Here is a 25894-nt window from a genome sequence, read left to right on the forward strand (position 1 = left end):
CCCCAGCCTTCGTAGTGCTTTTTTCTGAGATAACTTTTCTGAGATAACTCGGGGCGGTACCCCTGTTCCTGGCAATCTCACGCTGCCATGAATTCGGGGTTCTGCTTGACCAGCGCGAGCTTGAGCTTTTCCATGGCGCGGGCCTCGATCTGGCGGACACGCTCCTTGGAAATGCCGAGCGTCTCGCCGAGCGCCTCAAGCGTCGCACCTTCGTCGGTCAGCCGACGCTCCTCGATGATCCTGAGTTCGCGGGCATTGAGCGCGCGGAGCGCCGTCTTCAGCCACATCAGGCGCCGTTCGACGTCGATGGTGTCGCCGGCGACCTCGTCAGGCAATGGATCGTCCGAAATCAGGAAGTCCATCCGCTCGGTGGTACCGGCCTCATCGGCGAGGGGTGCGTTGAGCGAAGAGTCAGGTGCTGAAAGCCTGGAATCCATCTTCTCGACATCGGCCTCGGAGACGCCGAGGGCTACCGAGACTTCGCGGTAGAGCGTGGCGTTAGAGATCGGCTCGGCGCCGTTGGCAAGACGGGCGCGCAGGCGCCGCAGGTTGAAGAACAGCGCCTTTTGCGCCGAAGAGGTGCCGCCGCGAACGATCGACCAGTTGCGCAGGATATAGTCCTGCATCGAAGCGCGGATCCACCATGTCGCATAGGTCGAGAAGCGCACCTCGCGCTCCGGCTCGAAACGCGCGGCTGCTTCCAGCAGCCCGACATGGCCCTCCTGGACCAGATCGCCGAGCGGCAGGCCGTAATGTCGGAATTTCGAAGCCATGGAGATGACCAGCCGCATATGGGCGACGGTAATCTGATGCAGCGCCTGCTGATCCTGGTCTTCCTTCCAGCGCAAGGCGAGAACATGTTCCTCATCGCGCTCGAGGTAAGGGGCTTTCATTGCCGTGCGGACCATGGTCCGTCCTGCCGTGTCTTCGATCATGCCGCGCTCCTGCTCCCGGACATTTTCGGACGGCCTGGCGGCCGTTATCTCTGTTTGACGCAATTCCGAAGGAAACCGCTTTCCCACTTTCCTGGAATTGCTTCGGGCCTAGCGCAGCCAAGGGTTCTTGAAATGGAAACGCGGCGCCCTACAACAAGCCATGAACGTGCCACACCGGGGATTGGTTCCGCCGCCGATGGCGGTTGTTTGTGCGGTCCGACAGGGCGCATCGGCACCGCAGATCGGGACTATTGGCACCGATCGGAGCTGCTTTGAGAATGTGATTTCTGGATCGCCGTTTTTTTGAAATCTGGTTCCTTATTTTGCTGCGCTGTATCTGTCAGTTTCCGGCTCTCACAAGCGCCGGACACCGGCCAAGGACGGGATCACATAGAAATGAAATGGCTCAATTCGCTCATCGTCGCCGGAACGCTTCAGGTTCTGGCTGTTACATCAGGCCATGCCGGCGCCAATCTTGACCAGATCAAGCAGGCCGGCACCCTCAAAGTCGGCACCGAAGGCACCTATGCGCCCTTCACCTATCATGATGCTTCCGGCGCGCTGGTCGGCTTCGACGTCGAGATCGCCAAGGCGATCGGCGACAAGCTCGGCGTCAAGGTCGAGTTCCTCGAAGGCAAATGGGACGGGCTGATCGCCGGCCTCGACGCCAACCGCTACGACGCCGTGATCAACGAGGTTGGCATCACCGACGCGCGCAAGGCCAAGTACGATTTCTCCGATCCTTACATCGCCTCCAAGGCCGTGCTGATCGTGCGCGGCGACAACACCGACATCAAGACCTTCGCCGACCTCAAGGGCAAGAAGTCGGCACAGTCGTTGACATCGAATTTCGGCAAGCTCGCCGAGACCAACGGCGCCGAACTCGTCGGCACCGACGGCTTCGACCAGTCAATCCAGCTGCTGCTCACCGGCCGCGCCGACGCCACCATCAATGACAGCCTGTCTTTCCTCGACTTCAAGAAGCACAAGCCGAACGCCAATGTGAAGATCGCCGCGCAGGAAGAGAACGCCGACTATTCCGGCGTCATCGTGCGCAAGGGTGATCCGGAGCTGGTCGCGGCGATCAACAAGGCGCTGGCCGACATCAAGGCCGACGGCACCTACAAGAGGATCGCCGATACCTATTTCGGCCAGGATGTCTCGCAGTAAAGACCATCTCCCGGCGGTTTGCCGGCAATGACAAATAGCGGCGGGCCGTCTTTGACGGCTCGCCGTTATTCGCATGATATGAGAAGCACACAATCGCACTGCCGTCACCGCGGCGGTCTGTGGGAGGAGCCGTTCGTGCCGCACTGGCTACACCTGATGCTGGACTCGTTGCCGACACTGCTGTGGGCGGCGTTGATCTTCACCGTACCGCTGACATTGCTATCGTTCGCACTCGGCCTGTTCGTCGGCCTGGTTGTCGCCCTGGTGCGGCTGTTCGGTCCCAAGCCTCTGGTTGCCGTGGTCCGCTTCTATGTCTGGATCTTTCGCGGCACGCCGCTTCTGGTGCAGCTGTTCCTGATCTTTTACGGCCTGCCTTCCGTCGGCATATTGCTGGACGCTTTTCCGGCGGCGCTGATTGGCTTCACCCTCAACATAGGCGCCTACAGTTCGGAAATTATCCGCGCCGTGATCGGCTCGGTGCCGAAGGGCCAGTGGGAGGCGGCCTATTCGATCGGCATGACCTGGAGCCAGGCGATGCGGCGCACCATCCTGCCGCAAGCCGGCCGCGTCGCCGTGCCGCCGCTGTCCAACACCTTCATCTCGCTGGTCAAGGATACGTCGCTGGCCGCCGCCATCACCGTGCCGGAGATGTTCCAGGCGGCGCAGCGCATCGTCGCCACCACCTATGAACCGCTGATCCTCTATGTCGAGGCGGCGATCCTTTATCTGGCGATGAGCTCGGTGCTTTCGGCCTTGCAGACGCGGCTGGAGGAGCGGCTCAACCGCTATGGCGGCTTCCTGGAGGCGCGCTCATGATCGGCCTCACCGACATCGAAAAGCGCTTCGGCGACAATCTGGTGCTGAAGGGTGTGACGGTCACCATTGCCGAAGGCAGCGTCACCGCGCTCGTCGGCCCCTCCGGCGGCGGCAAGAGCACACTGCTGCGCTGCATCAACCTGTTGGAGATCCCGACTTCGGGCATGGTGCGCATCGGCGACGAGACGCTGGAATTCCGTCCCGGCGTCAAGATCCCCAGCCGAGACATCCAGCGCCTGCGGCTGCAGACCGGCATGGTGTTCCAGAATTTCCAGCTGTTCCCGCATCGCACCGCGATCGAGAACGTCATGGAAGGCCTGGTGACGGTGCTGAAATGGCCGACGGCAAAGGCGCGCGAGCGGGCACTGGCGCTGCTCGAGAAGGTCGGCATGGCGCACAAGGCGGATGATTGGCCGGCAACGCTGTCGGGCGGCCAGCAGCAGCGTGTGGCCATCGCCCGCGCCCTGGCGCCGTCGCCCAAGGTTCTACTCTGCGACGAGCCGACCTCGGCGCTCGATCCGGAACTGGCGCAGGAAGTGGTCGACGTGCTCGGAAAACTGGCCAGCGAAGGCACCACCATGGTGATGGCCACGCACGACCTTCGCCTTGCCTCCAAGATCGCGCAGGAGGTGGTGTTCCTCGACGCCGGCGTCATCGTCGAGAAGGGGCCGTCCACCGTGGTGTTCAGCAATCCGGAGCGGGAACGGACCAAGCGTTTTATTGCGACGCTGAAGCAGGAGGCGGAGAAGGAAGCCGGCGGCTGAGCCTTCTACCTCCCTCTTGTGGGGAGGTCGGACGGAAGGTCCGGGTCGGGGTCTGGTGCCGTCTCCCATCTTCGCAGCGACCTGCCTGGGCGAGCCACGGGTCTCGCCCGTCCTTGGAACCCCACAAGGGGAGGGTAAAAACAAAAACCCGGCACAAGGCCGGGTTTTCATGAATTCGACGGTGAAAGCGATCAGGCAGCTTCTTCCTGCTCGGCTTCCTCATTGTCGGCTTTGGCGCCGCGCTTCGGGCCCTTATTGAGGTTGACCTCGATCAGGCGCACGGCTTCGGTTTCCGACATGCGGTTGACTGCCGCGATCTCGCGGGCCATGCGGTCGAGTGCCGCCTCATAGAGCTGACGTTCGGAATAGGACTGTTCCGGCTGGTTGTCGGCACGGTAGAGGTCGCGCACGACTTCCGAGATCGAGATCAGGTCGCCCGAATTGATCTTGGCATCATATTCCTGCGCACGGCGCGACCACATGGTGCGCTTGACGCGGGCGCGGCCCTGCACGACCTTCAGCGCGCGCTCGACATAATCCTCTTCCGACAGCTTGCGCATGCCGATGGAGGTCGCCTTGGCGACCGGAACCTTCAGGCGCATCTTGTCCTTCTGGAAGTCGATGACGAACAGTTCCAGCTTGTGGCCCGCAACTTCCTGCTCGTCGATCGAGACGATCTGGCCGACGCCGTGTGCCGGATAGACGATGTACTCGCCGGTCTTGAAACCGTGGCGTGCCGAGGTGGACTTCTTCTGCGGGGTGATCGTTGCCATTACGCCCTGAACTCCTTGTTGTGGCACCGGCGGCCTGCCGGTCCGAACGCATGCGACCGGGGACACCGATCGTTAGCCGCACAACAGATGAACCCATCGGAAAAAGCCGGGACCGGCAAACCGCATACATAGCGACTGCCTGGCCCAGATCGCTCTGGTCCGATTGGGGATTTCACCTTTCAGTGATTTGGGGCGCTTGCGCCATAAATCGACGTTGTGTCACCGGCATGTTTCAACTGGTGTAGCACAAAAAGTCGGAAGAATCAAGGTTTTGCTGCAAACGCGAAGGTCGAGCGACATCGCCGCCTGTCAAGGCAGTTAATGTATGAGGCACGTTACGCAGCGTTATGACGATCCAATAGGCCGCACTTTTTTGCTTTGCGCATCACCCTTTCCGAATCGATTCCGATTTCAGCGTCATGTGCTCAGTCGCCTTCGCCGGGCTCGGCGGAGAAATATTTCTCGAACTTGCCGGCTTCGCCGTCGAAGCTCTTGGCATCTGCCGGAGGCTCCTTCTTGGCGGTGATGTTGGGCCATTTCTCGGCGTATTCGGTGTTGACCTGCAGCCATTTGTCGAGGCCCGGCTCGGTGTCGGGCTTGATTGCATCGGCCGGGCATTCCGGTTCGCAGACGCCGCAGTCGATGCACTCGTCGGGATGTATGACAAGCATGTTCTCGCCCTCGTAGAAGCAGTCGACCGGACAGACCTCGATGCAGTCCATGTACTTGCATTTGATGCAGTTGTCGGTCACGACATAGGTCATTGGTCGGCTCCGGGACGTCCCGTTCTTGCTAGAGCGACGTGCGTCCAATTGGACGCACAAAGTACGCTCTGACACTTTGAATCTGCGCATCGTGCCTTCCGAAAAATCGATTTCCGATTTTCGGGCCGATGCGGCGGGTTTTTTGGTGAGGTAACGCCTTTGCCTGCCGCTTGCAAGGGCAGCCATTGCAGGCGGGGCCCGCGTGTCCGGAATGAAATTCCAGACCGCCGGCATGGCGCAGACGGCCAAGGCTTCAGTCTTCGCCGAACAGCCGGTCGGTTTGCCTGCGCTCTTTCTTGGTCGGCCGGCCGCTGCCGGCGTCGCGCAGCGCCGGAATGGCATCGGCAACAGCCTCGCCTTTCGGCGCCGGCGGCGGGGACATGTCCTCGTAGAGCGTGCGCGCTTCCTCGGCCGGACCGCGCCGCACGCCGGTGCCAAGCACCTTCCAAATGAAAATGCGGCGCTCGTGCGTAATGGTCAAAACGTCGCCAGGCTTGACCAGATCGGAGGCCTGCGCTGCTTTGTCGCTGTTGATGCGGACGCGTCCGGCGACAACCAGCTTGGCCGCCAGCGAGCGCGATTTTATCGCGCGCGAAAAGAACAGCCACTTGTCGACGCGCTGACGACCTTCAGCAACCATCGCAGCGAGTTATCTCTTGTTGGAGCATGATCTTGTCCGAAAACCGGTTCCACTTTTCGGGATCATGCTCAGAGCCTACTTCTTCAGCTGGTCGCGCAAGGCGGCGAGCTTGGCGAAGGGCGAGTCCGGATCGAAGCGCGCCGGGCGTTCCTCGCGTGGCTTGACCTGGAAAGCCGGCTTGGCGCCTTGCGGTCCGCCTTTGCCTTCCGGCCTGCCGCCTTTCCAGTCAGGCCGGCCCTCGCGCGGACGCTCGCCTTGCGGCTTGCCGTCGCGGCGCTGTTCGCCCTCGGCCTGCGGCTTGGGCTTGAACTTCGAACGGTCGAAGCGTGGCTTGGCGGCACCGTCGCGCTGGTCGCGCCGGCCCTGATAGGCCGGCCGTTCGCCCGGTGCCGGCTGTCCGCCGGCAGCGTCGGCCGGCGCATCGGCGCGGCTAGCCTGGCCGTTACGCGGGCGATTGTCCCGGCCTTGCCGATGGCGCGGGCGCTGCTCGAAACGGCCCTGCCGCCACAACAAGATGGGCTTTGGCGCTTCGGCCTCGGGGACAGGCTCAGCGCTTCCACCCTCCCCCTCGTGGGGAGGGTCGGCGCGCAGCGCCGGGGTGGGGGCAGCGCCGGCGTCGGCGGTTGCGCCTGAAGCGTCTGCTGTGTCTGCACCTGCTTCGTCAACGCTGTCACCCGCGTCGCTTCGCGCCGCGACCTCCGCCATCGAGGGAGAGGTAAGGGCGTCGGCGCTTTCGGGGACGGTGTCGTCAGCTTCTGCAACAGCCGGAGCTTCTTCCGTGATTTCTATGGGGGCTTCGACTTGGGGAGCTTCGACCTGTTCTTCCGCGACGGGCTCTGCCGTTGCTTCCGCGATGGCTGGAGCTTCGGCGGTAGCTTCAGCGGCCGGAGTTGGCTCCGTACCCTCTTGAGGCGCGCCCGGCTGAGCGTCCGCAGCAACAGCCTCCGCTGCGGCTTCGGCGACGGGCTGCTCAGCCGCAGGCTCAGCGGCGGCAACCGCATCCGGCTCCGATCCAACGGCCGGCGCTTCAGCGACGGCTTCACTTGCAGCGGCTTCCGCCGCCTTGGCCTGTTCAGCTTTTGCAGCCGCGTCCGCAGCCAGCTTGGCGGCAGCCGCTTCCCGCGCCGCGTTGTCCTGTGCTTCCAGCCGCGCCTTGACCTCTGCCGGCGGCTTCGGCTCGGCGCGATAGCCGAGACCTTTCAGGATCTCTTCCATGTCGTCGGCGGTGGCGCCGAGGATGGACATCATCGGCGGCGTCACCATGAAGGACTGGCCGTCATAGGCGCCGTCCGGGCGCTGTCCCAGACCGGGCTTCCAGTTGGTCGCAGGCCGGATCAGGTCGGCCAGCCGTTCCAGAATGTCGATGCGCACGGCGCGGCGGCCGAGATTGCGGTATCCGGCAAGCTTGTAGAAGCTCTTGTCGAAAGCAGGATCGATGACCACCGAGGTGCGGCCGGAAGCCAGGGCGTGCACCACGTCGCCAAAGCCCGGCTTGTCCTTGCCGTCGTTCTTCAGCGCCCACAACAGCGTAATCAGTCCGGCGGGCGCCGGCTTGATCAGCGCCGGCACGAAGACGTGGTAGGCGCCGAAGCGCACACCGAGCCGGCGCAAGGCGGCGCGACCCTCCTGGTCGAGCGACTTCATTTCCTCGGCGATGTCGCGGCGGTTGATGAGGCCGAAATGCTCGACGAGCTGGAAGGCGATGCCACGGCCGATGCCGGCGATCTGCTCGGCATTCTTCAAGTCGACCAGCGGCTTCAGCAAGGATTCGATCTGGAAATTGACGAAGCGCTCGGCGCGCGCGGCGACCTTGTCTCGGGCGGGGCCGGTCAACTGCTCGTCGGCCAAAAGCACCAGGCGCGGCTTCAGCGCGTCCTCGCCGGCAACCAGCGTGCCGATCGGCGCGCCGATCCAGCGCAGCGTGCCGTCGGAGCCGAGCGCAAGGTCGCCATTGGCGCAGGCGCCGAAGCGTTCGGCACGCGCCTCGAACTCGGCGGCCAGCGCTTTTTGCGCTGCCGTACGCACGGCCTTGGCGTCTTCGCCGCCGGCGCTCTGGTCGGCGGTGAAGCGGAACCCTTGCAACTCGCCGACATGATGGCCTTCGACAAGGACGGTTCCGGTAGGACTGATTTCGGCTTCAGGCATTGTATTTTCTCTAAGGCGCCGCATGAGGACGGAAGTCCTGCGGTCTACAAACCGTTTCGTCAACCGCTCATGCAGCGCATCCGACAATCTGTCTTCGATTTCGCGCGTCTTTTCCCGCCAGTGTGCCTGATCGGCCAGCCAGCCCGGCCGGTTGGACACGAATGTCCAGGTGCGGATCTGCGCAATGCGGTGCGACAGCGTGTCGATGTCCCCCTCGGTCGTATCGGCGCGGCGCACCTGCTCGGCCATGTAGTTCTCGTCGACATGGCCGTGTTTGGCGAGGTCGGTGTAGATAGAAGCGATCAGGTCGGAGTGCTGGGCCGGCGCGATCTTGCGGTAATCCGGCAACGCGCAGGCTTCCCACAGCAGCGCGACGCGCTTGGCATTGGTAGCCAGCGCGCGGATGTCCTCGTCGCGGGAGAGATGTTCGAGCGCCTGCGCATCGACCGCCGGCAGCGCGCGCGTCAGGCCTTCGACCGGCGCGTTGGCCTCGATCGAGCGCTTCAGCGCGTCGAGGCTGGCGAAGTCGAAATGCGCGGTGCGCCATTGCAGCACCTTCACCGGATCGAACTCGTGCCCCTCGATGCGCTTGACCAGTTCCTCGTCCAGCGGATCGACCTGGCCGGTGACGCCGAAGGTGCCGTCGCGCAGATGCCGGCCGGCGCGGCCGGCGATCTGGCCGAGCTCGGCCGCCGTCAGGTTGCGGTACTGGTAGCCGTCGAATTTGCGGTTCTGGGCAAAGGCGACATGATCGAGATCAAGGTTGAGGCCCATGCCGATGGCGTCGGTGGCGACGAGATAGTCGACGTCGCCTGCCTGGAACATTGCCACCTGGGCGTTGCGGGTGCGGGGCGACAGTGCGCCGAGCACGACCGCCGCTCCTCCTTGCTGGCGGCGGATCAGCTCAGCGATGGCATAGACCTCGTCGGCGGAGAAAGCGACGATCGCCGTACGCCGCGGCAGGCGGGTCAATTTCTTGGAACCGGCGTAGGCCAGGTGCGACAGGCGAGGGCGCGTCACCACCGAGACGCCTCTCAGTAGCTTTTGCAGGATGCCATGCATGGTGGCCGCGCCGAGCAGCAGCGTTTCCTGGCGGCCGCGCAGGTGCAGGATTCGGTCGGTGAAGATATGGCCGCGCTCGAGGTCGCCGGCGAGCTGCACCTCGTCGATAGCGACGAAGGCAACGTCGGTCTCGCGCGGCATGGCTTCGACGGTGCAGACCGAATATTTCGCGCCGGGCGGCTGGATTTTTTCCTCGCCGGTGATGAGCGCCACCTTGTGGGCGCCGACCTTTTCGCAGACGCGGGCATAGACCTCGCGCGCCAGAAGGCGGAGCGGCAGGCCGATAATGCCGCTCTCATGCGCCACCATGCGCTCGATGGCGAGATGGGTCTTGCCGGTGTTGGTCGGACCCAGCACGGCAGTCACGTCGCGGCCCGACAGGATCAGCGGCTCGGTGTGTTTCGGCTGGATGTTCATCGGCCTGGAGATGAGGCTTTCTGCATCGTGTTGTCGGGAGCGCGCCTCGCGTGGCGCGTATGACAGGCGACACATAGGGATTTCAGGCGCGAAGCGAAAGCGGAATGTTCCGGCCGGCAATCCCACGGTTCGTCTTTGAGGTCTCAATTAACAGTTGGAACGAGTCTGGAACGAATCGGCGACGAATCAGTGACTCCGGCAGATTCAGCTTTTGTTCACGGCTACATGTGGATTTTGCGAGCCTGAGTCTCACCATATGCTGAATCGCGGAAACTGGCCCGATTCCTGCAAGGCGACCATTGGCGTTAACCTTTGCCGGCGGGGCATCGTCGTGATCCGATACGCCTCAGCCAACATTATGAAATTGTTGAATCTTCTTAATCGGCCTTAACCCATTTTCCGGTGGTTTCCGGCCTTGGTCGTTAACGTTCCGCTCAAAGCCGGAACGAATGGGTGACGAATCAGCGATCGCGGGATTTTCCTGGTTTGTTCACCCCAACATGTTGTGTTGTCCACAGCTTGTCCACCGAGAATTCACAGCTTGCGAACCGGGTTTTGCACAGGGCGCCTAGAAATCGTTAATCTTTGCGTGCCGGAACGGGTCAATGTCTAGCGCGCAGCCCGGGAACATCGCCGGCCGGCGATGAAAAAACGGGCCATAAGACGGCCCGTCCTACCGGGCGAAATGCTGTCGTTCAGGCGAAATACTGGCCGCCATTGGCTGTGATGGTCGAACCGGTGATGAAGCCGGCGTCTTCGGAAGCGAGGAAGACGACGCAACGCGCGATCTCTTCCGGTTCGCCGAGGCGGCCGACCGGAATCTGCGGGATGATGCGTTCATTCAGCACCTTCTCGTCGATCGCCTTGACCATCTCGGTGGCGATGTAGCCGGGGCAGATGACATTGACTGTGATGCCCGCGCGCGCGCCCTCCTGCGCCAGCGCCTTCGAGAAGCCGATGTCGCCGGCCTTTGCGGCGGAATAGTTGACCTGGCCGGCCTGGCCTTTCTGGCCGTTGATGGAGGAAATGGTGATGACGCGGCCGAATTTGCGGTCGCGCATGCCGCCCCACAGCGGATGCGTCATGTTGAAGACCCCAGACAGATTGGTGTCGATGACTTCCTTCCACTGCTCGCGCGTCAGCTTGTGGAACATGGCGTCGCGGGTAATGCCGGCATTGTTGACCAGCACTGAGACCGGGCCGAGATCGGCCTCGACCTGTTTGATTCCGGCGGCACAGGCGTCGTAGTCGGCGACCGACCATTTGTAGGCCTTGATGCCGGTTTGTGCGCTGAACTTCCCCGCTGCCTCGTCATTGCCGGCATAGTTGGCTGCAACGGTGTAACCGGCATTCTTCAGGCCGATCGATATGGCGGCGCCGATGCCGCGCGATCCACCGGTGACGAGCGCTACTTTGGTCATTGAAAGTTCTTCCTCCCTTTGGTCGGAAGAAGGGAATAGGGAGTAGGGAGTAGCGAGTAGGGATCGATATCCCGCCGCGCTGCTCCTTCTTCCCCATTCACTACTCCCTATTCACTACTCACTTCTCTTTCACAGCGCTTCCACGCACAGAGCGACGCCCATGCCGCCGCCGATGCACAGCGTGGCAAGGCCCTTCTTGGCGCCGCGGCGGCGCATCTCGAAAACCAGCGTGTTGAAGACGCGGGCGCCCGACGCGCCGATCGGATGGCCGATGGCGATGGCGCCGCCATTGACGTTGACGATCGACGTATCCCAGCCCATGCCCTTGTTGACGGCGCAGGCCTGCGCAGCGAAGGCTTCATTGGCCTCGACAAGGTCGAGGTCCTTGACCGACCAGCCGGCCTTCTCGAGCGCCCGCTTCGAGGCGGGAATAGGTCCGGTGCCCATGATCGCCGGATCGACGCCGGCCGTCGCCCATGAGGCGATGCGCACCAGCGGGGTGATGCCGCGCCTTGTGGCTTCAGCCTCGCTCATCAGCAGCGCGCCGGCGGCGCCGTCATTGATGCCCGACGCGTTGGCGGCGGTCACGGTGCCGTCCTTGTCGAAAGCCGGCTTCAGCTTGGACATGGCGTCGATGGTGGCGCCGTGGCGGATGTACTCGTCCTGGTCGACGACAGTGTCGCCCTTCCTGCCCTTGATCGTGAAGGCGACGATCTCGTCCTTGAACTTGCCGGCCTTCTGCGCGGCCTCGGCCTTGTTTTGCGAGGCCAGCGCAAACTGGTCCTGGTCGTCGCGGGTGATCTGGAACTGGCGGGCGACGTTCTCGGCGGTGTTGCCCATGTGGTAGCCGTTGAAGGCGTCCCACAACCCGTCCTTGATCATGGTATCGATCATCTTGTAGTCGCCCATCTTGACGCCGGCGCGCAGGTGCTCGGCGTGCGGCGACAGCGACATCGATTCCTGGCCGCCGGCGATGATCACAGTGGCGTCGCCGGCGGCGATCTGCTGCATGCCGAGCGCGATGGCGCGCAGGCCAGAGCCGCAAACCTGGTTGAGCCCCCAGGCGGTGGTCTCCTTGGGCAGGCCGGCATTGATCGACGCCTGGCGGGCGGGGTTCTGGCCCTGCGCGGCGGTCAGCACCTGGCCGAGAATGACCTCGTCGACTTCACCCGGCTCGACGCCGGCGCGCGCCAAAAGCTCCCTGATGACGACGGCGCCAAGTTCATGCGCCGGGGTGGCGGCGAAGGCGCCGTTGAAAGAGCCGACAGCCGTGCGTGCGGCGCTGGCAACGACGATTGAATTGGAAGCGGACATTTTTCTCTCCAGACTTCGAGGTGTCGTGTTCTTGGGGGCTTGTTGGGACTTTTCTTGCCCGTTCCACACCCCAAGTCAAACCGGAAATGGGCATGCCGGCCAAGCGCCGCAAGCAGGGCGTGAGCGGCCGGCGGGATCGCCCAACCTTTGCTGCGCAGCATAATTGGCCGGCCATGCAGCAATAAATGATGCCGCACTGCACAAAGCGCTTGGAATTATAGAGCTTTTGCGCATATCCTTAAAAATGGCGCAATCGTTACCGGCGGCTTACTCAGGTGCGCCGGTGTCCCGGGAGGATGCTGATGGCCGCGAAAGACGACCCTATCATTATCAAGAAATATGCCAATCGCCGGCTCTACAATACCGGCACCAGCACCTATGTGACGCTCGAGGATCTGGCCGAGATGGTCAAGAAGGGCGAGGAGTTCACCGTCCAGGACGCCAAGACCGGTGACGACATTACCCATCCGGTGCTGACGCAGATCATCTTCGAACTGGAGAACAAGGATGGGCAGAACATGCTGCCGATCCCGTTCCTGCGCCAGCTGATCGCTTTCTATGGCGACCAGATGCAGCAGATCGTGCCGAGCTTCCTCGAACAGTCGATGATGGCCTTCTCCAAGGAGCAGGAGCGGTTCCGCGAACAGATGAAGGGCGCGATCGGCAAGTCGCCGCTGGATGTGATGAAGATCGCCACGCCGATCAAGGCGCTGGAAGAGCAGACACGCCGCAACATGGAAATGTTCCAGAACGCGATGCGCCTGTTCACGCCGTTCCCGACCGCCGCCACAAACGCTGCGGCCGCGGCTGCACCCGAGCCGGCCCGCAAGGACGTCGCGGAAAAGAGCGGCGACGACCTTCAGGAACTGAAGCAACAGATCGCCGCCATGCAGCGCAAGCTCGATACGATGTCGTAAGCGACCGCCGCATGGTCGACCGCCCTCAGTTGGTCGAGGCGGCCGTCACAAGCTTCGCGTCACCGAAGCGAACCTCATCGAGCACGGGCTGGGGCCATCGCCCCGGTTCGGCGTGTTGGTGGCGGAGCGAGAGGGCGTGATCGTCGGCATCGCCGTCCACTACCTCATCCCCTGGACCTACGACCTGAAGCCGGTTGTCTGGCTGAAGGAACTCTACGTCACTGAAGCGACGCGCGGCATGGGGGTCGGCCATGCGCTTGTTGAACAGCTTCGCCAACACGCTTTGAGCATTGGTGCCTCCGCCATCAAATGGACGGTGCTGAAATCCAACTCGCCGGCCAAAGCCTTCTACCGCTCGCTCGACGGCCAGCCCGACGATATCTGGGAACCGTGGCAGCTGAAAATCGACCCGTCGTCATAACCCTCGAAGACGGCTAGCGCCCGTATGAGGGCGAGCACCGCACCGACATCCTGGCGCACGAATGGACGAATTCTAACCATCGCCTTCTGCATGCTTGCCCAGTCTTCAAGGCCGACCATATCGCGTGGCCTCACGCGTGCAAGACACCGGGCTCCTTGCCTGAAGCGAAAGGAAGGTCCTCGTCCTGCCAACCGGTTATGCCGCCGATCATGATCTTCACGGGACGACCGAGGCTGGCCAGCTTGAAGGCCGCCTGATCCGCGCCATTGCAATGCGGTCCCGCGCAATAGACGACGAACAGCGTCCTTTCGGGCCATTGCACCATCCGCCCGGCCGATATTTCGCGGTGGGGCAGATGCAGCGCGCCCGGCACATGGCGGCGTCCATAGGCTTCCGGCGAACCGACCACATGCAGGAGAACAAAGTCCGGCTCTCCGGCACGCAGTGCGGCGGCGACGTCGGAACAGTCGGTCTCGACGGAAAGCCGGCGCAGAAAATGGTCGCGGGCGATATCCGGCGATGCCGCCGGAATGTCTGTCACGTGGCTCATCCTCGTATCTCCATTGCTGATGCGACGGAGAGATAAGACAGGAAGCAGGGCGATTGCAGCTGGCAGCTTTGCCATATATCGTCAAGATCATGCCATCCTCTGCGAATCCGCGCCCTGCCAACCCTCTTGTCGTTGCCGTTGCCTATGACGGGCTGTGCACGTTCGAGTTTGGCGTGGCGGTTGAGATCTTCGCCTTGCCCCGGCCGGAAATGGGTGAGGATTGGTACCGTTTTGCCGTTGCCGGGATCGATGGCGGTGAAATGCGCGCGCTGGGCGGCGTGCGTATTGTTGCCGACGGCGGGATCGATCTGATCGGCCAGGCCGGCACGGTGATCGTACCGGGATGGCGCGGAACGGAGGCTCCGGTGCCGCCGGCGCTGATCGAGGCGCTTCGAAAGGCACACGAGCGCGGCTCTCGCATTCTTTCGATCTGTTCGGGCGTGTTCGTGCTTGCCGCCGCCGGCCTGCTTGCGGGCAAAAGGGCGACCACGCATTGGCGCTACAGCGAGAAGCTGACGGAGATGTACCCCGACATCACCGTGATCCCGGACGTTTTGTACATTGATGAGGGCAATGTGCTGACATCGGCAGGCAGTGCCGCGGGCATCGATCTTTGCCTGCATCTGGTTCGGCGCGACTTCGGCACCAAGGCTGCAAACATGGTGGCGCGCCGTCTGGTGGTACCGCCGCATCGCGACGGCGGCCAGGCGCAGTATGTCGAGAGTTCCGTACCCGAGCCACATGAGCGCAGCCGGCTTGGACCGTTGATCGACAGGATGCGCGCCGATATTTCTGCCGACTATCCCGTCGCCATCTTGGCCGAGCTTGCCGGGATGAGCGAGCGGACGTTCCTGCGCCGGTTCGCGGCCGCGACCGGTGTCACGCCGGCGCGCTGGCTGCTGTCGGAACGGCTTTCGCGGGCGCGCACGCTGCTGGAAGACACCGCCATGCCGATCGAACGGATTGCCGAGACCGCCGGCTTTGGCGCGGCAGGCACGCTGCGGCATCATTTTCGTCAGCAGTTCGCCACGACGCCCGTCGCGTACCGTGCGCGGTTCGGGAACACGGCCAGGTCGGCTTAAATCACGCGTCCCTCATAGCGGCCACGCGGCCTGATGATGCTGCCGCTAATGATCTGTTCGACCATATGCGCGGCCCAGCCGACACTGCGTCCGAGCGCAAACAGCTGGAACGGTGCATCGCGCGGCAAGCCAAGGCCGCGCGTTAGTGCGGCCAGGGCGAAGTCGATGTTGGGCTGGGCACCGGCCGCCGCCATGGCGGCTTTTTGCAGCTGTTGCAGCGTCTCGTCGACAGGGATGACTGCCAGAAGTGCGGTGGCACGGGGATCGCCGTCGGGATAGAGCGGATGGCCGAACGCCGGCAAGGGCCGATCATGGCCGAGCCAGCGCCGGATCGCCGCATCCGCGCCGTGGGCTGCTGCATCTTCAGCCAGTTGCATCGCCGCTTCGCCGGCGCCACCGTGGCGCGGGCCGGACAGCGTTGCCAGGCCGGCCAGCAGGCATGCGGCAGGCGAGGCGCCTGTGGACGCTGCGACGCGGGCGGCAAAGGTCGATGCGTTGAGTTCATGATCGGCGAGCAGGACGAGGGCGCAGCGGATCGCTTCCGCGCCGGCATCATCCACCGACCAGCCCTGCGCCAGGCGCTTATGGACAGGCGCTGTGCCGGTTCCCGCGCCCAGCGATTGCGCTAGTGCTGCTATTGTGTGCGCGGCCTCGGTGCACAGCGAGGCGGCGCTGCGTCCGAGCGAAGGCCGCCCGTGGCCGGCAAGCATGGCAAGCTGCGCAAAGGCCGAGACGCGGCCGACTGGATGAGGCGCTTCAGATGACGGAGCTTTGAACGTCACCGGTTCGGCCGAGGCCCACAGCAGAGCGGCGGTTTCCTCCAGCGTCGCCGATTTGGATAGCGCAACAGCGTCTTGTCCTCGATAGATGAGGCGACCGTGCAGAACGGTCGAAATTGCTGTTGCGATCGAGGGTTCGCCCCAGGCGATCGCGCTCGCGGCGATGGCCGAGGGACTGCGGCCGCGCGCCCGGCGGGTCGCCAATGCCGCGATGTCGTCGGCGCGGTACTGGCTGCGGCGCGGGTCGCTCTCATCCGGCCGCATGCCGATGCGGCCGCGGCTGACATAGGCGTAAAGCGTCTGCGGCCGGACCTTGAGCCTTTCCAGCGCCTCTTCCCGCGACAGCCATTCGGACATTTTTAGCTCACATATTGATTATATTGATCAAGATTGATCGAGGCGCAGCCTAACCCTTATCTCCCATGCAGAAAAGCTGCAAGGAGATGAGATATGGCGAACGGGCTCGATGATGTGGTGGCGGCGGAGACCGTGCTCTCCGATGTCGATGGCCTTGGCGGCCGCCTGACGATCCGCGGTCATTCGCTGCCGGAATTGGCGGGACGCTGGCGCTATGCGCAAGTCGTTCGCCTGTTGCTCGACGGCTTCTTCGACGGCCTTCCCGGCGATGCCGAACTGGCAGCGAGGCTGGGCAAGGCTCGCGTCGCGGTGTTCGAGCGGCTTGCGCCCTCGCTGCCGCTGCTCGCACCGCTTGAGATCTATGGCGCCATGCGCGCCGGCATGGCGCTGCTGCCGGATGGCGAGACGCTGACGGACGCCTTGCGGCTGATCGCGGCGCCCGCCGTGCTGACGCCGGCTCTGCTGCGGCTGGCGCGTGGCGAGCAGCCGATCGCACCTGACGCGAAGGCCGATCATGCCGCCGACATGCTGAGGATGCTCGAGGGATCCGTCCCGTCGCCGGCGCTGGCAAGGGCACTCGACACCTATCTGGTCACCGTCTGCGATCACGGCCTCAACGCCTCGACCTTTGCCACCCGCGTCGTCGCATCGACGCTGGCAGGGCTGACATCGTCGGTGCTGGCCGGGCTCGGCGCGCTCAAGGGGCCGCTGCACGGCGGCGCGCCCGGCCCGGTGATCGAGATGCTCGATGCAATCCAGGCGCATGGCGACGCGGCCGGTTGGCTGCGCGAGAAGGTCGCGCATGGCGAGCGCATCATGGGTTTCGGCCATCGTATCTACCGCGTGCGCGATCCGCGCGCCGATGTACTGAAAGCCGTCGTGCGGCAGCTCGGCAGCGAGGGCGAAGCCGGCCGCCGCCTGGCCTTCGCCGAACAGGTCGAGCAGACGGCGCTCGAAGTGCTGCGGATCGCCAAGCCGCAGCGCTCGCTGCAGACCAATGTCGAGTTTTACACAGCGCTTGTGCTTGAGGCGGCTGGCTTTCCGCCACAGGCGTTCAGCAATGTCTTTGCCGCCGGACGTGTCGCCGGCTGGATCGCGCATGCGCGCGAACAGCAGACGACGGGGCGGCTGATCCGTCCACAATCGCGCTATGTCGGGCCGGTGCCGGACCTCGTGGCCTGAGGTTCCAAGTTCAGATTGTTGCGAAGAGGACCCCACCCTAGCTTGCCGGGGCGAGCCACGGGTCTCGCCCGTCCTTCGGACCCCCACAAGGGGGAGGGCAGCTGGCGCGCGCCGCCGAAACGTCGGTGGTTTGCTGAGATCAGCGTCTACCAAGTCTCCCTCCCCCTTGTGGGGAGGGATCAAGGGTGGGGGTATTCGTAGGGCGAAGACCTGGGCGTGGAGGACCATTCCCCATGACCAAAATTTCATGTGATCACGCGACCGTGTTCGTGTTCTTGCCTTGGTCATCCCTTATATGCTGCGCTGCAATATAAGTCCGCTGCAGTCGAACCCGCCCGATCCCCGGGCGGAATGAGGCAGCAGCGACCAAACCGAACAGGAACGCCATGACCAAAAACGGCAAGGCGGAGGAAACGAAGAAGATCAACATCGCGCTGCAGGGCGGCGGCTCGCACGGGGCCTTCTCCTGGGGCGTGCTCGACCGGCTGCTGGAGGATGGCAGGCTGGAGATCGCGGCGGTGTCCGGCACCAGCGCCGGCGCCATGAATGCGGTGGCGCTGGCCGATGGGTTTGTGCGCGCCGGCGTCGAGGGTGCACGGCAAAAGCTCGACGATTTCTGGCGCGCGGTGGCGGCCAAGGGCCGCTTCAGCCCGGTGCAGCGCATGCCGTGGGACGTCGCCTGGGGCAACTGGTCGATCGAGAACACGCCCGGATATTTCTTCTTCGACACCATGTCCCGAGTGTTTTCGCCCTATGTCGCCAATCCGCTGGGCTTGAACCCGCTACGCGACGTGGTCGAGCAGGAGATCGATTTCAAAAATGTTCACGCCTGCAAGTCGATGGAGCTGTTCATTTCGGCGACCAATGTCGAGACCGGCCAGCTGCGCGTCTTTTCCGATGGCGAGATCGACCTCGACACGGTGATGGCCTCGGCCTGCCTGCCACAATTGTTCCGCGCCGTCGAGATCAAGGGCGTGCCCTATTGGGATGGCGGCTATGGCGGCAATCCGGCGCTGTTCCCGTTCTTCAAGACGGCGGCGACCGAGGATGTGCTTTTGGTGCAGATCAATCCGGTGGTGCGCGAAGGCACGCCGAGAAGCGCCAACGAAATCCAGAACCGCATCGACGAGATCACCTTCAATGCCGGGCTGCTGAACGAATTCCGCTCGATCGCCTTCGTCAAGGAGCTGATCGCCGCCGGCCGGCTGCCGCCTGGCGAATACCGCGACATCCGCATGCACCGCATCGATGCCGACGAGGCGTTCAAGGATCTGTCGGCGTCGTCCAAGGTCAATGCGGAATGGGCCTTCCTGAGCTATCTCAGAGACCTTGGCCGTATAGCGGCCAGCGACTGGCTGGAGGAGAATTACGACGCCGTCGGCAAGCGGCCGACGCTCGATCTTTCCGGCGAACTCGATGACGGCTTCAAACCGGTGCGCGGGCCGGCACCGGGACGGCGGGTGAAGGAATTTCTCGCCGCCCGCAAGAAGCCGGAGGCGGAACGCCGGCGGGCCTGAGTTTTTCGGAGCAGCGCCGGCGGCTTTCCCGATGCGGCGCAACTTCTGCGTGTGACGGTATACAAAATCATACTGACGCCTACTGCCATTCAAGTCGCGACGACGCAGGGCGCGCCCACATTTGAGCGTCAAAAACTGGTGCGGGCACAGGGGATGTCAGTGCCCAAAACGCCTTGAAAACAAAGCGCCTCCAACATCCGTATGGTTCCGAGACTGTGGTTCCGCCGCCTGACGGGGCGCCGATAAAACCGTTTCCGTTGGCCACACTACGCCTGCCTTGCGCAATGCCCCTGCAACTTTTCGACTGTATTGCGATGCAACTTTGATGTAGAAGCGCGGCTTCGCCGTTCACGGCAAATTGAACACGGCCTGGCGCGCACCCATATCGGCGATGCGCCCGAGTTGGAAGACACGGTAGCTGTTAGACGACGGACACCCTGTTGGATAACGACTTGGCCGAACCCCGCAGTGGAAAAAAATGATGCCGAAGATCAGGTTTCACAAGCTTGCCGCTATTGTCGTGCTCATCGGCTTCGCCGCCTGGATGGGAACAGGCGCGTTCTCGTCCGTCGGCAGCGCCGCTGTCGAAGGCGCTGCCAAGCCGGGCGACCAGGCCAAGCCGGGCGATCAGGCCAAGGCGCCGGACGCAGCCAAGCCCCCGACCACTGGGCCTAAGGCAGCCGAGGCCGAACCGAAGGCGCCGCTGCGCACCGTCGCGGTGGTGACGCCGCCGCGCAAGACCTATGCCCGCGCCATCCGCATTTCCGGGCTGACCGAGGCCGACAAGCGCGCCGTGCTGGCGACGCGTGTCGCCGGCGTCATCGAAAAGCTGCCGGTCAAGCAGGGCGATCACGTCAAGACCGGCGATCTGGTGCTGATGCTTGCGGCGGAAGAAAAGATCTCGATGGTCGACAATGCCAAGCAGCTCGTCGTGCAGCGCCAGGCTGAACTCGAAGCGTCGCTGCGGCTCATGAAGACCGGCAATCTGCCCAAGCTGCAGCTCGACACGGCGCGTTCGAACCTGACCGCTGCGCAGTCGCAGCTGGAAACGGCGCAGGCCGAACTCGACCGCAATCTGGTCAAGGCGCCCTTCGACGGCGTCATCGACCGGGTGCCGGTGGAGCTCGGCAGTTCCGTCATGCAGGGCGGCGAGGTGGCAACCATCCTCAAGCTCGATCCGGTGATTGCGCGCGGTGAAGTCAGCGAACGCGACCTCGGCTATCTCAAGCTCGGCGACAAGGCTGCTGTGCGGCTGGTCAGCGGCCAGACCGTCGAAGGCACCGTGCGCTACATCAGCCGCGACGCCTCGTCGGCGACGCGCACCTTCCGCGTCGAGATCGCCGTCCCCAATGCCGACGGCTCGGTGCCGGCCGGCATGACGGCAGAGATTGCGCTCAGCGCGCAGCCGACCGACGCCGTCATGTTGCCGCGCTCCGTGGTGACGCTGGGCGACAAGGGAGACCTCGGCATCCGCGCCGTCGACAAGGACAACAAGGTGGTGTTCTTCCCGATCGACCTGGTCGATGACTCGCCGAAGGGCCTGGTGCTTGGCGGCATTCCCGCCGATGCCCGCGTCATCGTCGCCGGCCAGGAGCTCGTCAAGGAAGGGGACGTCGTCAAGCCGGTCGAGGCCGACCAGGCGACCATCCAGAAACTGTTGGGCGAAGCGACAACGCAGTAGCGCCGGGTGGCCCCGGGCGGGGACAACCGGCCGCCATGCGGCTCCTGAAATCTTGAGAACAGGCCATGGATATCGTCAAACTCGCGATCAACAATGCCCGGCTGACCATTGCGGTGCTGGTCTTCCTGCTGCTGGCGGGCTGGGTCGCCTATCAGTCGACACCGAAGGAAGCGGAACCCGACGTTCCTACCCCTTATGTTTATATAAATGTTGCCTATCAAGGCATCGCGCCCGAAGACGCTGAAAGACTTCTGCTTAGGCCTCTGGAGGCAAAGCTTAAGAGTCTCAAGGGGTTAAAGGAGATGAAATCATCCGCCTATCAGGGCGGTGCCTTTGTCTTCCTTGAGTTTCTGCCGTCTATAAAAGTCGACACCGCGGTGACTGATACACGCTCGAAGGTTCAGGACGCGAAGGCTGACCTTCCCCAAGCGGCAGAAGAACCGGTTGTTACCGAGGTCAACATTTCCGAGTTTCCCGTCCTGGTCGTCACGCTGTCCGGCGATGTGCCCGAGCGTGTGCTTACGGCGGCGGCGCGCGAACTGCGCGACCGCATCGAGGAAGTCCCGGGCGTTCTTGAGGGCACCATACAAGGCGCGCGCGACGATCTCGTCGAGGTCGTCATCGACCCGATGAAGCTGTCCTCCTACGGCCTGCAGCTCGACCAGTTGATCGGCGCGGTCGGCGCTTCCAACAGCCTGGTCGCCGCCGGCAATATCGAGGGTTCGGAAGGCAAATACGCGGTCAAGGTGCCGTCGCTGATCGAGACACCCGAGGATGTCGCGTCCTTGCCGGTGGTCGCCGGCCCCAATGCCGTCGTGCAGGCGAAGGACATCGCCACGGTGCGTTCGACCTTCGCCGACGCCGAGACCATCACTCGCCTCAACGGCAAGCCGGCCATCGCCATCGAAGTCAAGAAGCGCATCGGCGCCAACCTGATCGACACGCTGGCCAAGGTGCGGGAAGTGTCCGACGCCTACGTCAAGACGATGCCGGAAGGCATGAACATCACCTACACGCAGGACAAGTCTGTCTTCGTCAGCCAGCTGCTGGGCGACCTGCAGAACCACGTGATGATCGCCGTCATCCTGGTGTTCATCGTCATCCTCTATGCGCTGTCGGGCCGCGCCTCGCTGCTGATCGGGCTTGCCATTCCGTCATCCTTCCTGATCGGCATCCTGCTGCTTGCGATGATGGGCTACACGATCAACATGATCGTGCTGTTCAGCCTTATCCTGGCGGTCGGCATGCTGGTCGACGACGCCATCATCGTCACCGAATTTGCCGAACGGCGCATGGGCGAAGGCATGCCGAAGGCGGAAGCCTTCACGCTGGCCGCCAAGCGCATGGCCGGTCCGGTCATCGCCGCGACCATGACCCGCATCGCGGCGTTTTCGCCGCTGCTGTTCTGGCCCGGCATCATCGGCGACTTCATGAAATACATGCCGATCACGCTGATCGTCACGCTGTCGGCCTCGATGCTTTATGCGCTGGTGTTCGCGCCGACGCTGGGCGCGCTTTTCGCCAAGGCGCCGGAGCATCACGAGGAACACAATCGCGACGGCTGGTACATGGCGCTGGTCAAACAGGCGGTGCGCTTCCCCATCACCGTGCTGGTGCTCACCGCCGTGCTGCTCACCGGCGTCGGCTTCGCCTATTCGAAATATGGCGCCGGCGTCGAGTTCTTCCCCAGCGTCGAGCCCGATTACGGCCTGCTCTATGTGCATGCCCGCGGCAATCTCTCGCTGGCCGAAATGGACACGGCGACCAGGATCGCCGAAAACCGGCTGCTTGGCTGGCCTGGCGTCAAATCGGTCTATACCCGCGTCGGCAAGACGCAGGGCGGCGGACAGGACGTGCCGGAGGACGTCGTCGGCGTCATCCAGTATGAGTTCATCGACTGGCGCGAGCGCAAATCGGCGAACAATATCCTGGATGAGCTGCGCACCGTCATGGCCGGCATTCCCGGCGTCGATGTCGAAGTGCGCGTGCCGGAGGCCGGTCCTCCCACGGGCAAGGCGGTGCAGCTGCGGCTTTCGGCCATCGACCCCAAAGGGCTCGACGACCAGGCCCGCGCGGTTGCGGCGCGCATTGCCAAGGTGCCCGGTGTCATCGACGTTTCCGACGGCCTGCCGCCGCCCGGCGTCGACTGGGCGCTCGAGGTCGACCGCGCCAAGGCGGCGCAATACGGTATCAGCCCGACCGCCGTCGGCACGGTGGTGCAACTGGTGACCAACGGGTTGAAGCTGTCCGAGTACAGGCCTGCCGGCGCCGACGATGCCGTCGACATCAGGCTGCGGCTGCCTGAAGACCGCCGCACGCTGTCGACGCTCGACGAGCTCCGGGTGCAGACTGCGCAAGGCTCGGTGCCGATCTCCAACTTCGTCGTGCGCAAGCCGGAGCCGACCGTCGGCATCCTCAACCGCATCGATGGCGCCCGCACAGTGGTCGTCCAGGCCAACGTCGCCGCCGGTAACCAGGTTGCGGCGGTGCAGGCGGAGGTGACCAAGGCGGTCACCGACATGAAGCTCGACAACGGCATACGCTGGAAGCTGGCGGGGTCGAACGAGGACAGCGCCGAAGCCAGCGCCTTCCTCGGCAAGGCCTTCGGCGCGGCGATCTTCCTGATCTTCCTGGTGCTCTTGATGCAGTTCAACAAGTTCACCAGCGTGCTTCTGGTGCTGTCCTGCGTGGTCATGGCGACGATCGGTGTGTTCCTGGGGCTGCTCCTGACCGGCGAGGCCTTCGGCATCGTCATGTCGGGCATCGGCGTCATCGCGCTGGCCGGCGTGGTGGTGAACAACAACATCGTGCTCATCGACACCTATGACCGGCTGCGCGAAGAGGGCTGGGACAAGATGGAGGCGGTGCTGCAGACCTGCCGCGAGCGCGCCCGCCCGGTGGTGCTGACGGCGGTATCGGCCATCCTCGGCGTGCTGCCGATCGCCTTTGGTCTCGGGCTGGAAATCTTCCATCACGAGACGACGATCAACGCGCCGTCGACGCAATGGTGGATTTCGCTGTCCTCGGCCATCGTCTTCGGCCTGTCCTTCGCCACGCTGCTGACGCTGGTGGTGACGCCGTCCATGCTGATGATCTTCACGCGCAGCAAGAACAGCCGCTTCTACGCGTTCTTCCGCCGGCTGTTCGGCCGCGACAAGAAGCCCGATGCGCCTATGGGGCCGAGACCGGGTCCGCTCGACGAGCCGGCAATCGCCTTCCCGAAAGCCGCGGAATAGCTGCATTCGACCAGTCAGACAAAAGGCCGTCCGGAACAACCGGGCGGCCTTTTGCATTGTCCCCTCGTATCCGACCAGCAAGGCGAGGGACTCTTAATGACCGTCAGCACCATCCTCATCATTGTCTTGATCCTGATCCTGATCGGCGCCGTACCGGCCTGGCCGCATTCGCGCTCCTGGGGCTATGGGCCATCGGGCATCGTCGGCATTGTGCTGGTGGTGCTGCTGATCCTGGTGCTGATGGGCAGGGTTTGATTGGGGCAAGAGACCTCTGCGATCAGCGGGTCCTCGCCCGATGAAGTGCTGGCAATAGGCATACGGCGGCGCCCGCCCCCACTCCGTCCGCTTCGCGGCCACCTCTCCCACATGTCCATGGGGGAGAGGAAATGCCAAGCTTTTCAAGGCAGCGATCTTGGCGATTAGCATTTCCTCTCCCCCACGAATGTGGGGGTAGAGGTGGCTGGGCGAAGCCGAGACGGAGCGGGGGAGCTCCATATGCGATTGGCCCGAAATCGAGATGACGAGCACACGCTGTGCCCCCCTTGGCCACCCCGCCCCCTTGCGTATACGCTGCCCGCACCATAATCGCCGAGGGAGCCATCAAGGTGAACACCGCCAACCGGCCAAGGCCGCTCGCCGAGATCGCCAGCTATCACGCCCACATCTACTATGACGGCCAAGCCGAGCGGCAACACGCCGAATGGCTGCGCCTGCGCATCGGCGAACGTTTTCGCGTGCGCCTGGGCAACTGGCGCGACGAGCCGGTCGGCCCGCACGAGCAGGCCATGTACCAGGTCTCCTTCGCCACCGAGATCTTCGCCACGCTGGTCCCATGGCTGATGCTGAACCACGGCGGCCTGAGCATTCTCATCCACCCCAACACCACCAACCCCAAACGCGACCATCTCGTCGATCCGATCTGGATCGGCCGGCCGCTGGGGGTGCATGGGGAGGTGCTCGGCGAGGAAGATGAGGCGGAAGAGGCGCTGGAGGTGAATACGGAGCCGACGTTGGGGGCGTAGGGAGGCGTTCTGCAAAGTAGAGACTTGGCCTTGGAGACGCGTTCACCAGTAGCCTAGCTCAGGCATGCCTCAGGTCTTTGAGCTGGCCCCAGCGGAATCCCAAAGGCAGAAATTCGAGCGTACAGGCGGACCGGCACGATCCACCCCAGAAAAGTACGCCCAGCAGTCATTAGCGATGAGTGCAATCTCCAGCCGCAGAGTCGGCGAGCTGGTGGGCATGGCGTCAAAGCAGCGGGGGTAAGGTGGTCGCGGAAGCGCTACCGCCTTTCCCCGACAGGTCGGCGGCTCGGCCCTCAACGGGATGAACGTCCGCCAAATCTTGTCGACCGGCCTGGCCGCACTGCCTGAAAACGCCAACGGCGTTTCCCTTCAATGCTTCGCATCCCTACGCCGGCGGCAATCTTGCGAAGATATGGTCGCAAACGTCACTGCGGAAGGAAGTGGCCGCGTACTTGCTACCCGCCTGTACAACATGACCAACGATCCCGGCATGAAGGACATCGTGTCCTTCCTTATTGCGCGCGACACCATGCACCCACAGCAGTGGCTCACGGCCATTGAAGACATGGGCGGACTTAACGCGTTTCTGCCGGTCCCAACTCCTTCCCGTGTGTATCAGGACGTATCCTATGCCTTCATCAATTGCTTCGTCGAAGGTATCGAACCAGCGCGGGGCCGTTGGACGATGGACCGTCGATGGACGGCAAGGGAGAGTTCTCCCTGGTCGCCGGTACGCCGAGGCGGGGCCGCCGAATAGGCAAACATTGCAATACAGGAGGCAGCCGGCACTCGGCTCCTGCCCACGAGGGACAGGGCAACTCACTGTTGACTGGGTGCGTGCCTGACGAAGCTCTTCGTTTCGGCTGAGATAAATGCTCTCACTTACGGAACATCGCAGGTTCGTCGAAGTTGGAAAGCTACGGAGGACG

The 25894-nt window shown here is 63.5% G+C and carries 22 protein-coding genes; 13 read left to right on the forward strand and 9 right to left on the reverse strand.

The window, feature by feature from the left end; translation table 11 throughout:
* Positions 1 to 77: 77 nt before the first annotated feature.
* Complete coding sequence (locus NKJ76_RS16220; protein WP_023693606.1) at positions 78 to 935, reverse strand: RNA polymerase factor sigma-32; 858 nt, start codon at positions 933 to 935, stop codon at positions 78 to 80.
* A gap of 396 nt (positions 936 to 1331) precedes the next feature.
* Between NKJ76_RS16220 and NKJ76_RS16225 the strand changes: the two genes are divergently transcribed.
* The 3 genes from NKJ76_RS16225 to NKJ76_RS16235 all read left to right on the forward strand — a co-directional run bounded on the left by NKJ76_RS16225 (position 1332) and on the right by NKJ76_RS16235 (position 3685).
* Positions 1332 to 2105 (forward strand): amino acid ABC transporter substrate-binding protein, encoded by a 774-nt coding sequence (locus NKJ76_RS16225; protein WP_352537874.1) that lies wholly within the window; start codon positions 1332 to 1334, stop codon positions 2103 to 2105.
* A gap of 135 nt (positions 2106 to 2240) precedes the next feature.
* The gene (locus tag NKJ76_RS16230) at positions 2241 to 2921 is read left to right on the forward strand and encodes an amino acid ABC transporter permease (protein ID WP_023693608.1); all 681 of its coding nucleotides are present in this window, start codon (positions 2241 to 2243) and stop codon (positions 2919 to 2921) included.
* Positions 2918 to 3685: an amino acid ABC transporter ATP-binding protein gene (locus NKJ76_RS16235; RefSeq protein WP_023748300.1), complete on the forward strand. Its 768-nt coding sequence runs from the start codon at positions 2918 to 2920 to the stop codon at positions 3683 to 3685. The genes NKJ76_RS16230 and NKJ76_RS16235 overlap by 4 nt, the downstream gene beginning before the upstream one ends.
* A gap of 191 nt (positions 3686 to 3876) precedes the next feature.
* Here NKJ76_RS16235 and NKJ76_RS16240 read toward each other — a convergent pair whose 3' ends face one another.
* From NKJ76_RS16240 to NKJ76_RS16265, 6 genes are all read right to left on the reverse strand, one after another.
* Entirely contained in the window at positions 3877 to 4458 is a 582-nt protein-coding gene (locus tag NKJ76_RS16240; protein ID WP_023673664.1) for a CarD family transcriptional regulator, read from the reverse strand.
* A 425-nt stretch (positions 4459 to 4883) separates the two neighbouring features.
* A complete protein-coding gene (gene fdxA, locus NKJ76_RS16245) occupies positions 4884 to 5222 on the reverse strand; it encodes a ferredoxin FdxA (RefSeq protein ID WP_013529180.1) in 339 nt (112 codons plus the stop codon).
* Positions 5223 to 5475: 253 nt separating this feature from the next.
* The gene (locus NKJ76_RS16250) at positions 5476 to 5862 is read right to left on the reverse strand and encodes an RNA-binding S4 domain-containing protein (RefSeq protein WP_023707255.1); all 387 of its coding nucleotides are present in this window, start codon (positions 5860 to 5862) and stop codon (positions 5476 to 5478) included.
* A gap of 75 nt (positions 5863 to 5937) precedes the next feature.
* Positions 5938 to 9486, reverse strand: coding sequence for a helicase-related protein (locus tag NKJ76_RS16255; protein WP_352537886.1), 3549 nt, complete (start codon positions 9484 to 9486; stop codon positions 5938 to 5940).
* Between the two features lie 695 nt (positions 9487 to 10181).
* A complete protein-coding gene (gene phbB / locus NKJ76_RS16260) occupies positions 10182 to 10907 on the reverse strand; it encodes an acetoacetyl-CoA reductase (protein WP_023698448.1) in 726 nt (241 codons plus the stop codon).
* Between the two features lie 129 nt (positions 10908 to 11036).
* On the reverse strand, positions 11037 to 12221 hold the full coding sequence (locus NKJ76_RS16265) for an acetyl-CoA C-acetyltransferase (RefSeq protein ID WP_023673832.1): 1185 nt from the start codon (positions 12219 to 12221) through the stop codon (positions 11037 to 11039).
* Positions 12222 to 12523: 302 nt separating this feature from the next.
* On the opposite strand from NKJ76_RS16265, the gene phaR reads away from it, so the two are divergent.
* A complete protein-coding gene (gene phaR / locus NKJ76_RS16270) occupies positions 12524 to 13138 on the forward strand; it encodes a polyhydroxyalkanoate synthesis repressor PhaR (protein ID WP_023731809.1) in 615 nt (204 codons plus the stop codon).
* A 112-nt stretch (positions 13139 to 13250) separates the two neighbouring features.
* Positions 13251 to 13559 carry a GNAT family N-acetyltransferase gene (locus NKJ76_RS16275; protein ID WP_352537875.1) on the forward strand — a complete coding sequence of 103 codons (309 nt, stop codon included), beginning with the start codon at positions 13251 to 13253 and terminating at the stop codon, positions 13557 to 13559.
* 130 nt (positions 13560 to 13689) lie between these two features.
* On the opposite strand, the gene NKJ76_RS16280 is transcribed toward NKJ76_RS16275, so the two are convergent.
* Entirely contained in the window at positions 13690 to 14109 is a 420-nt protein-coding gene (locus NKJ76_RS16280) for a rhodanese-like domain-containing protein (RefSeq protein ID WP_023702797.1), read from the reverse strand.
* An 89-nt stretch (positions 14110 to 14198) separates the two neighbouring features.
* Here NKJ76_RS16280 and ftrA point away from each other — a divergent pair, with 89 nt between their 5' ends.
* Positions 14199 to 15191, forward strand: a complete 993-nt coding sequence (gene ftrA / locus NKJ76_RS16285; protein ID WP_502902310.1) for a transcriptional regulator FtrA — start codon at positions 14199 to 14201, stop codon at positions 15189 to 15191.
* Here the strand turns inward: ftrA and NKJ76_RS16290 are convergent.
* On the reverse strand, positions 15188 to 16327 hold the full coding sequence (locus tag NKJ76_RS16290; RefSeq protein WP_352537876.1) for a citrate/2-methylcitrate synthase: 1140 nt from the start codon (positions 16325 to 16327) through the stop codon (positions 15188 to 15190). The two genes, ftrA and NKJ76_RS16290, sit on opposite strands and share 4 nt — an antisense overlap.
* Positions 16328 to 16420: 93 nt before the next feature.
* Between NKJ76_RS16290 and NKJ76_RS16295 the strand changes: the two genes are divergently transcribed.
* From NKJ76_RS16295 to NKJ76_RS16325, 7 genes are all read left to right on the forward strand, one after another.
* A complete protein-coding gene (locus NKJ76_RS16295) occupies positions 16421 to 17509 on the forward strand; it encodes a citrate synthase/methylcitrate synthase (RefSeq protein WP_352537877.1) in 1089 nt (362 codons plus the stop codon).
* 386 nt (positions 17510 to 17895) lie between these two features.
* Positions 17896 to 19026 carry a patatin-like phospholipase family protein gene (locus NKJ76_RS16300; protein WP_023715056.1) on the forward strand — a complete coding sequence of 377 codons (1131 nt, stop codon included), beginning with the start codon at positions 17896 to 17898 and terminating at the stop codon, positions 19024 to 19026.
* Between the two features lie 481 nt (positions 19027 to 19507).
* Positions 19508 to 20707 carry an efflux RND transporter periplasmic adaptor subunit gene (locus NKJ76_RS16305; protein ID WP_027050802.1) on the forward strand — a complete coding sequence of 400 codons (1200 nt, stop codon included), beginning with the start codon at positions 19508 to 19510 and terminating at the stop codon, positions 20705 to 20707.
* Between the two features lie 65 nt (positions 20708 to 20772).
* The gene (locus tag NKJ76_RS16310; protein ID WP_352537878.1) at positions 20773 to 23943 is read left to right on the forward strand and encodes an efflux RND transporter permease subunit; all 3171 of its coding nucleotides are present in this window, start codon (positions 20773 to 20775) and stop codon (positions 23941 to 23943) included.
* A 96-nt stretch (positions 23944 to 24039) separates the two neighbouring features.
* Positions 24040 to 24198, forward strand: coding sequence for a DUF3309 family protein (locus tag NKJ76_RS16315; RefSeq protein ID WP_023673853.1), 159 nt, complete (start codon positions 24040 to 24042; stop codon positions 24196 to 24198).
* Between the two features lie 350 nt (positions 24199 to 24548).
* A complete protein-coding gene (locus NKJ76_RS16320; RefSeq protein WP_352537879.1) occupies positions 24549 to 24965 on the forward strand; it encodes a DOPA 4,5-dioxygenase family protein in 417 nt (138 codons plus the stop codon).
* Positions 24966 to 25266: 301 nt separating this feature from the next.
* A complete protein-coding gene (locus NKJ76_RS16325; RefSeq protein WP_352537880.1) occupies positions 25267 to 25722 on the forward strand; it encodes a manganese catalase family protein in 456 nt (151 codons plus the stop codon).
* Positions 25723 to 25894 lie beyond the last annotated feature (172 nt).

The organism is Mesorhizobium sp. M0029, assembly GCF_040323735.1.
Taxonomy (GTDB): domain Bacteria; phylum Pseudomonadota; class Alphaproteobacteria; order Rhizobiales; family Rhizobiaceae; genus Mesorhizobium.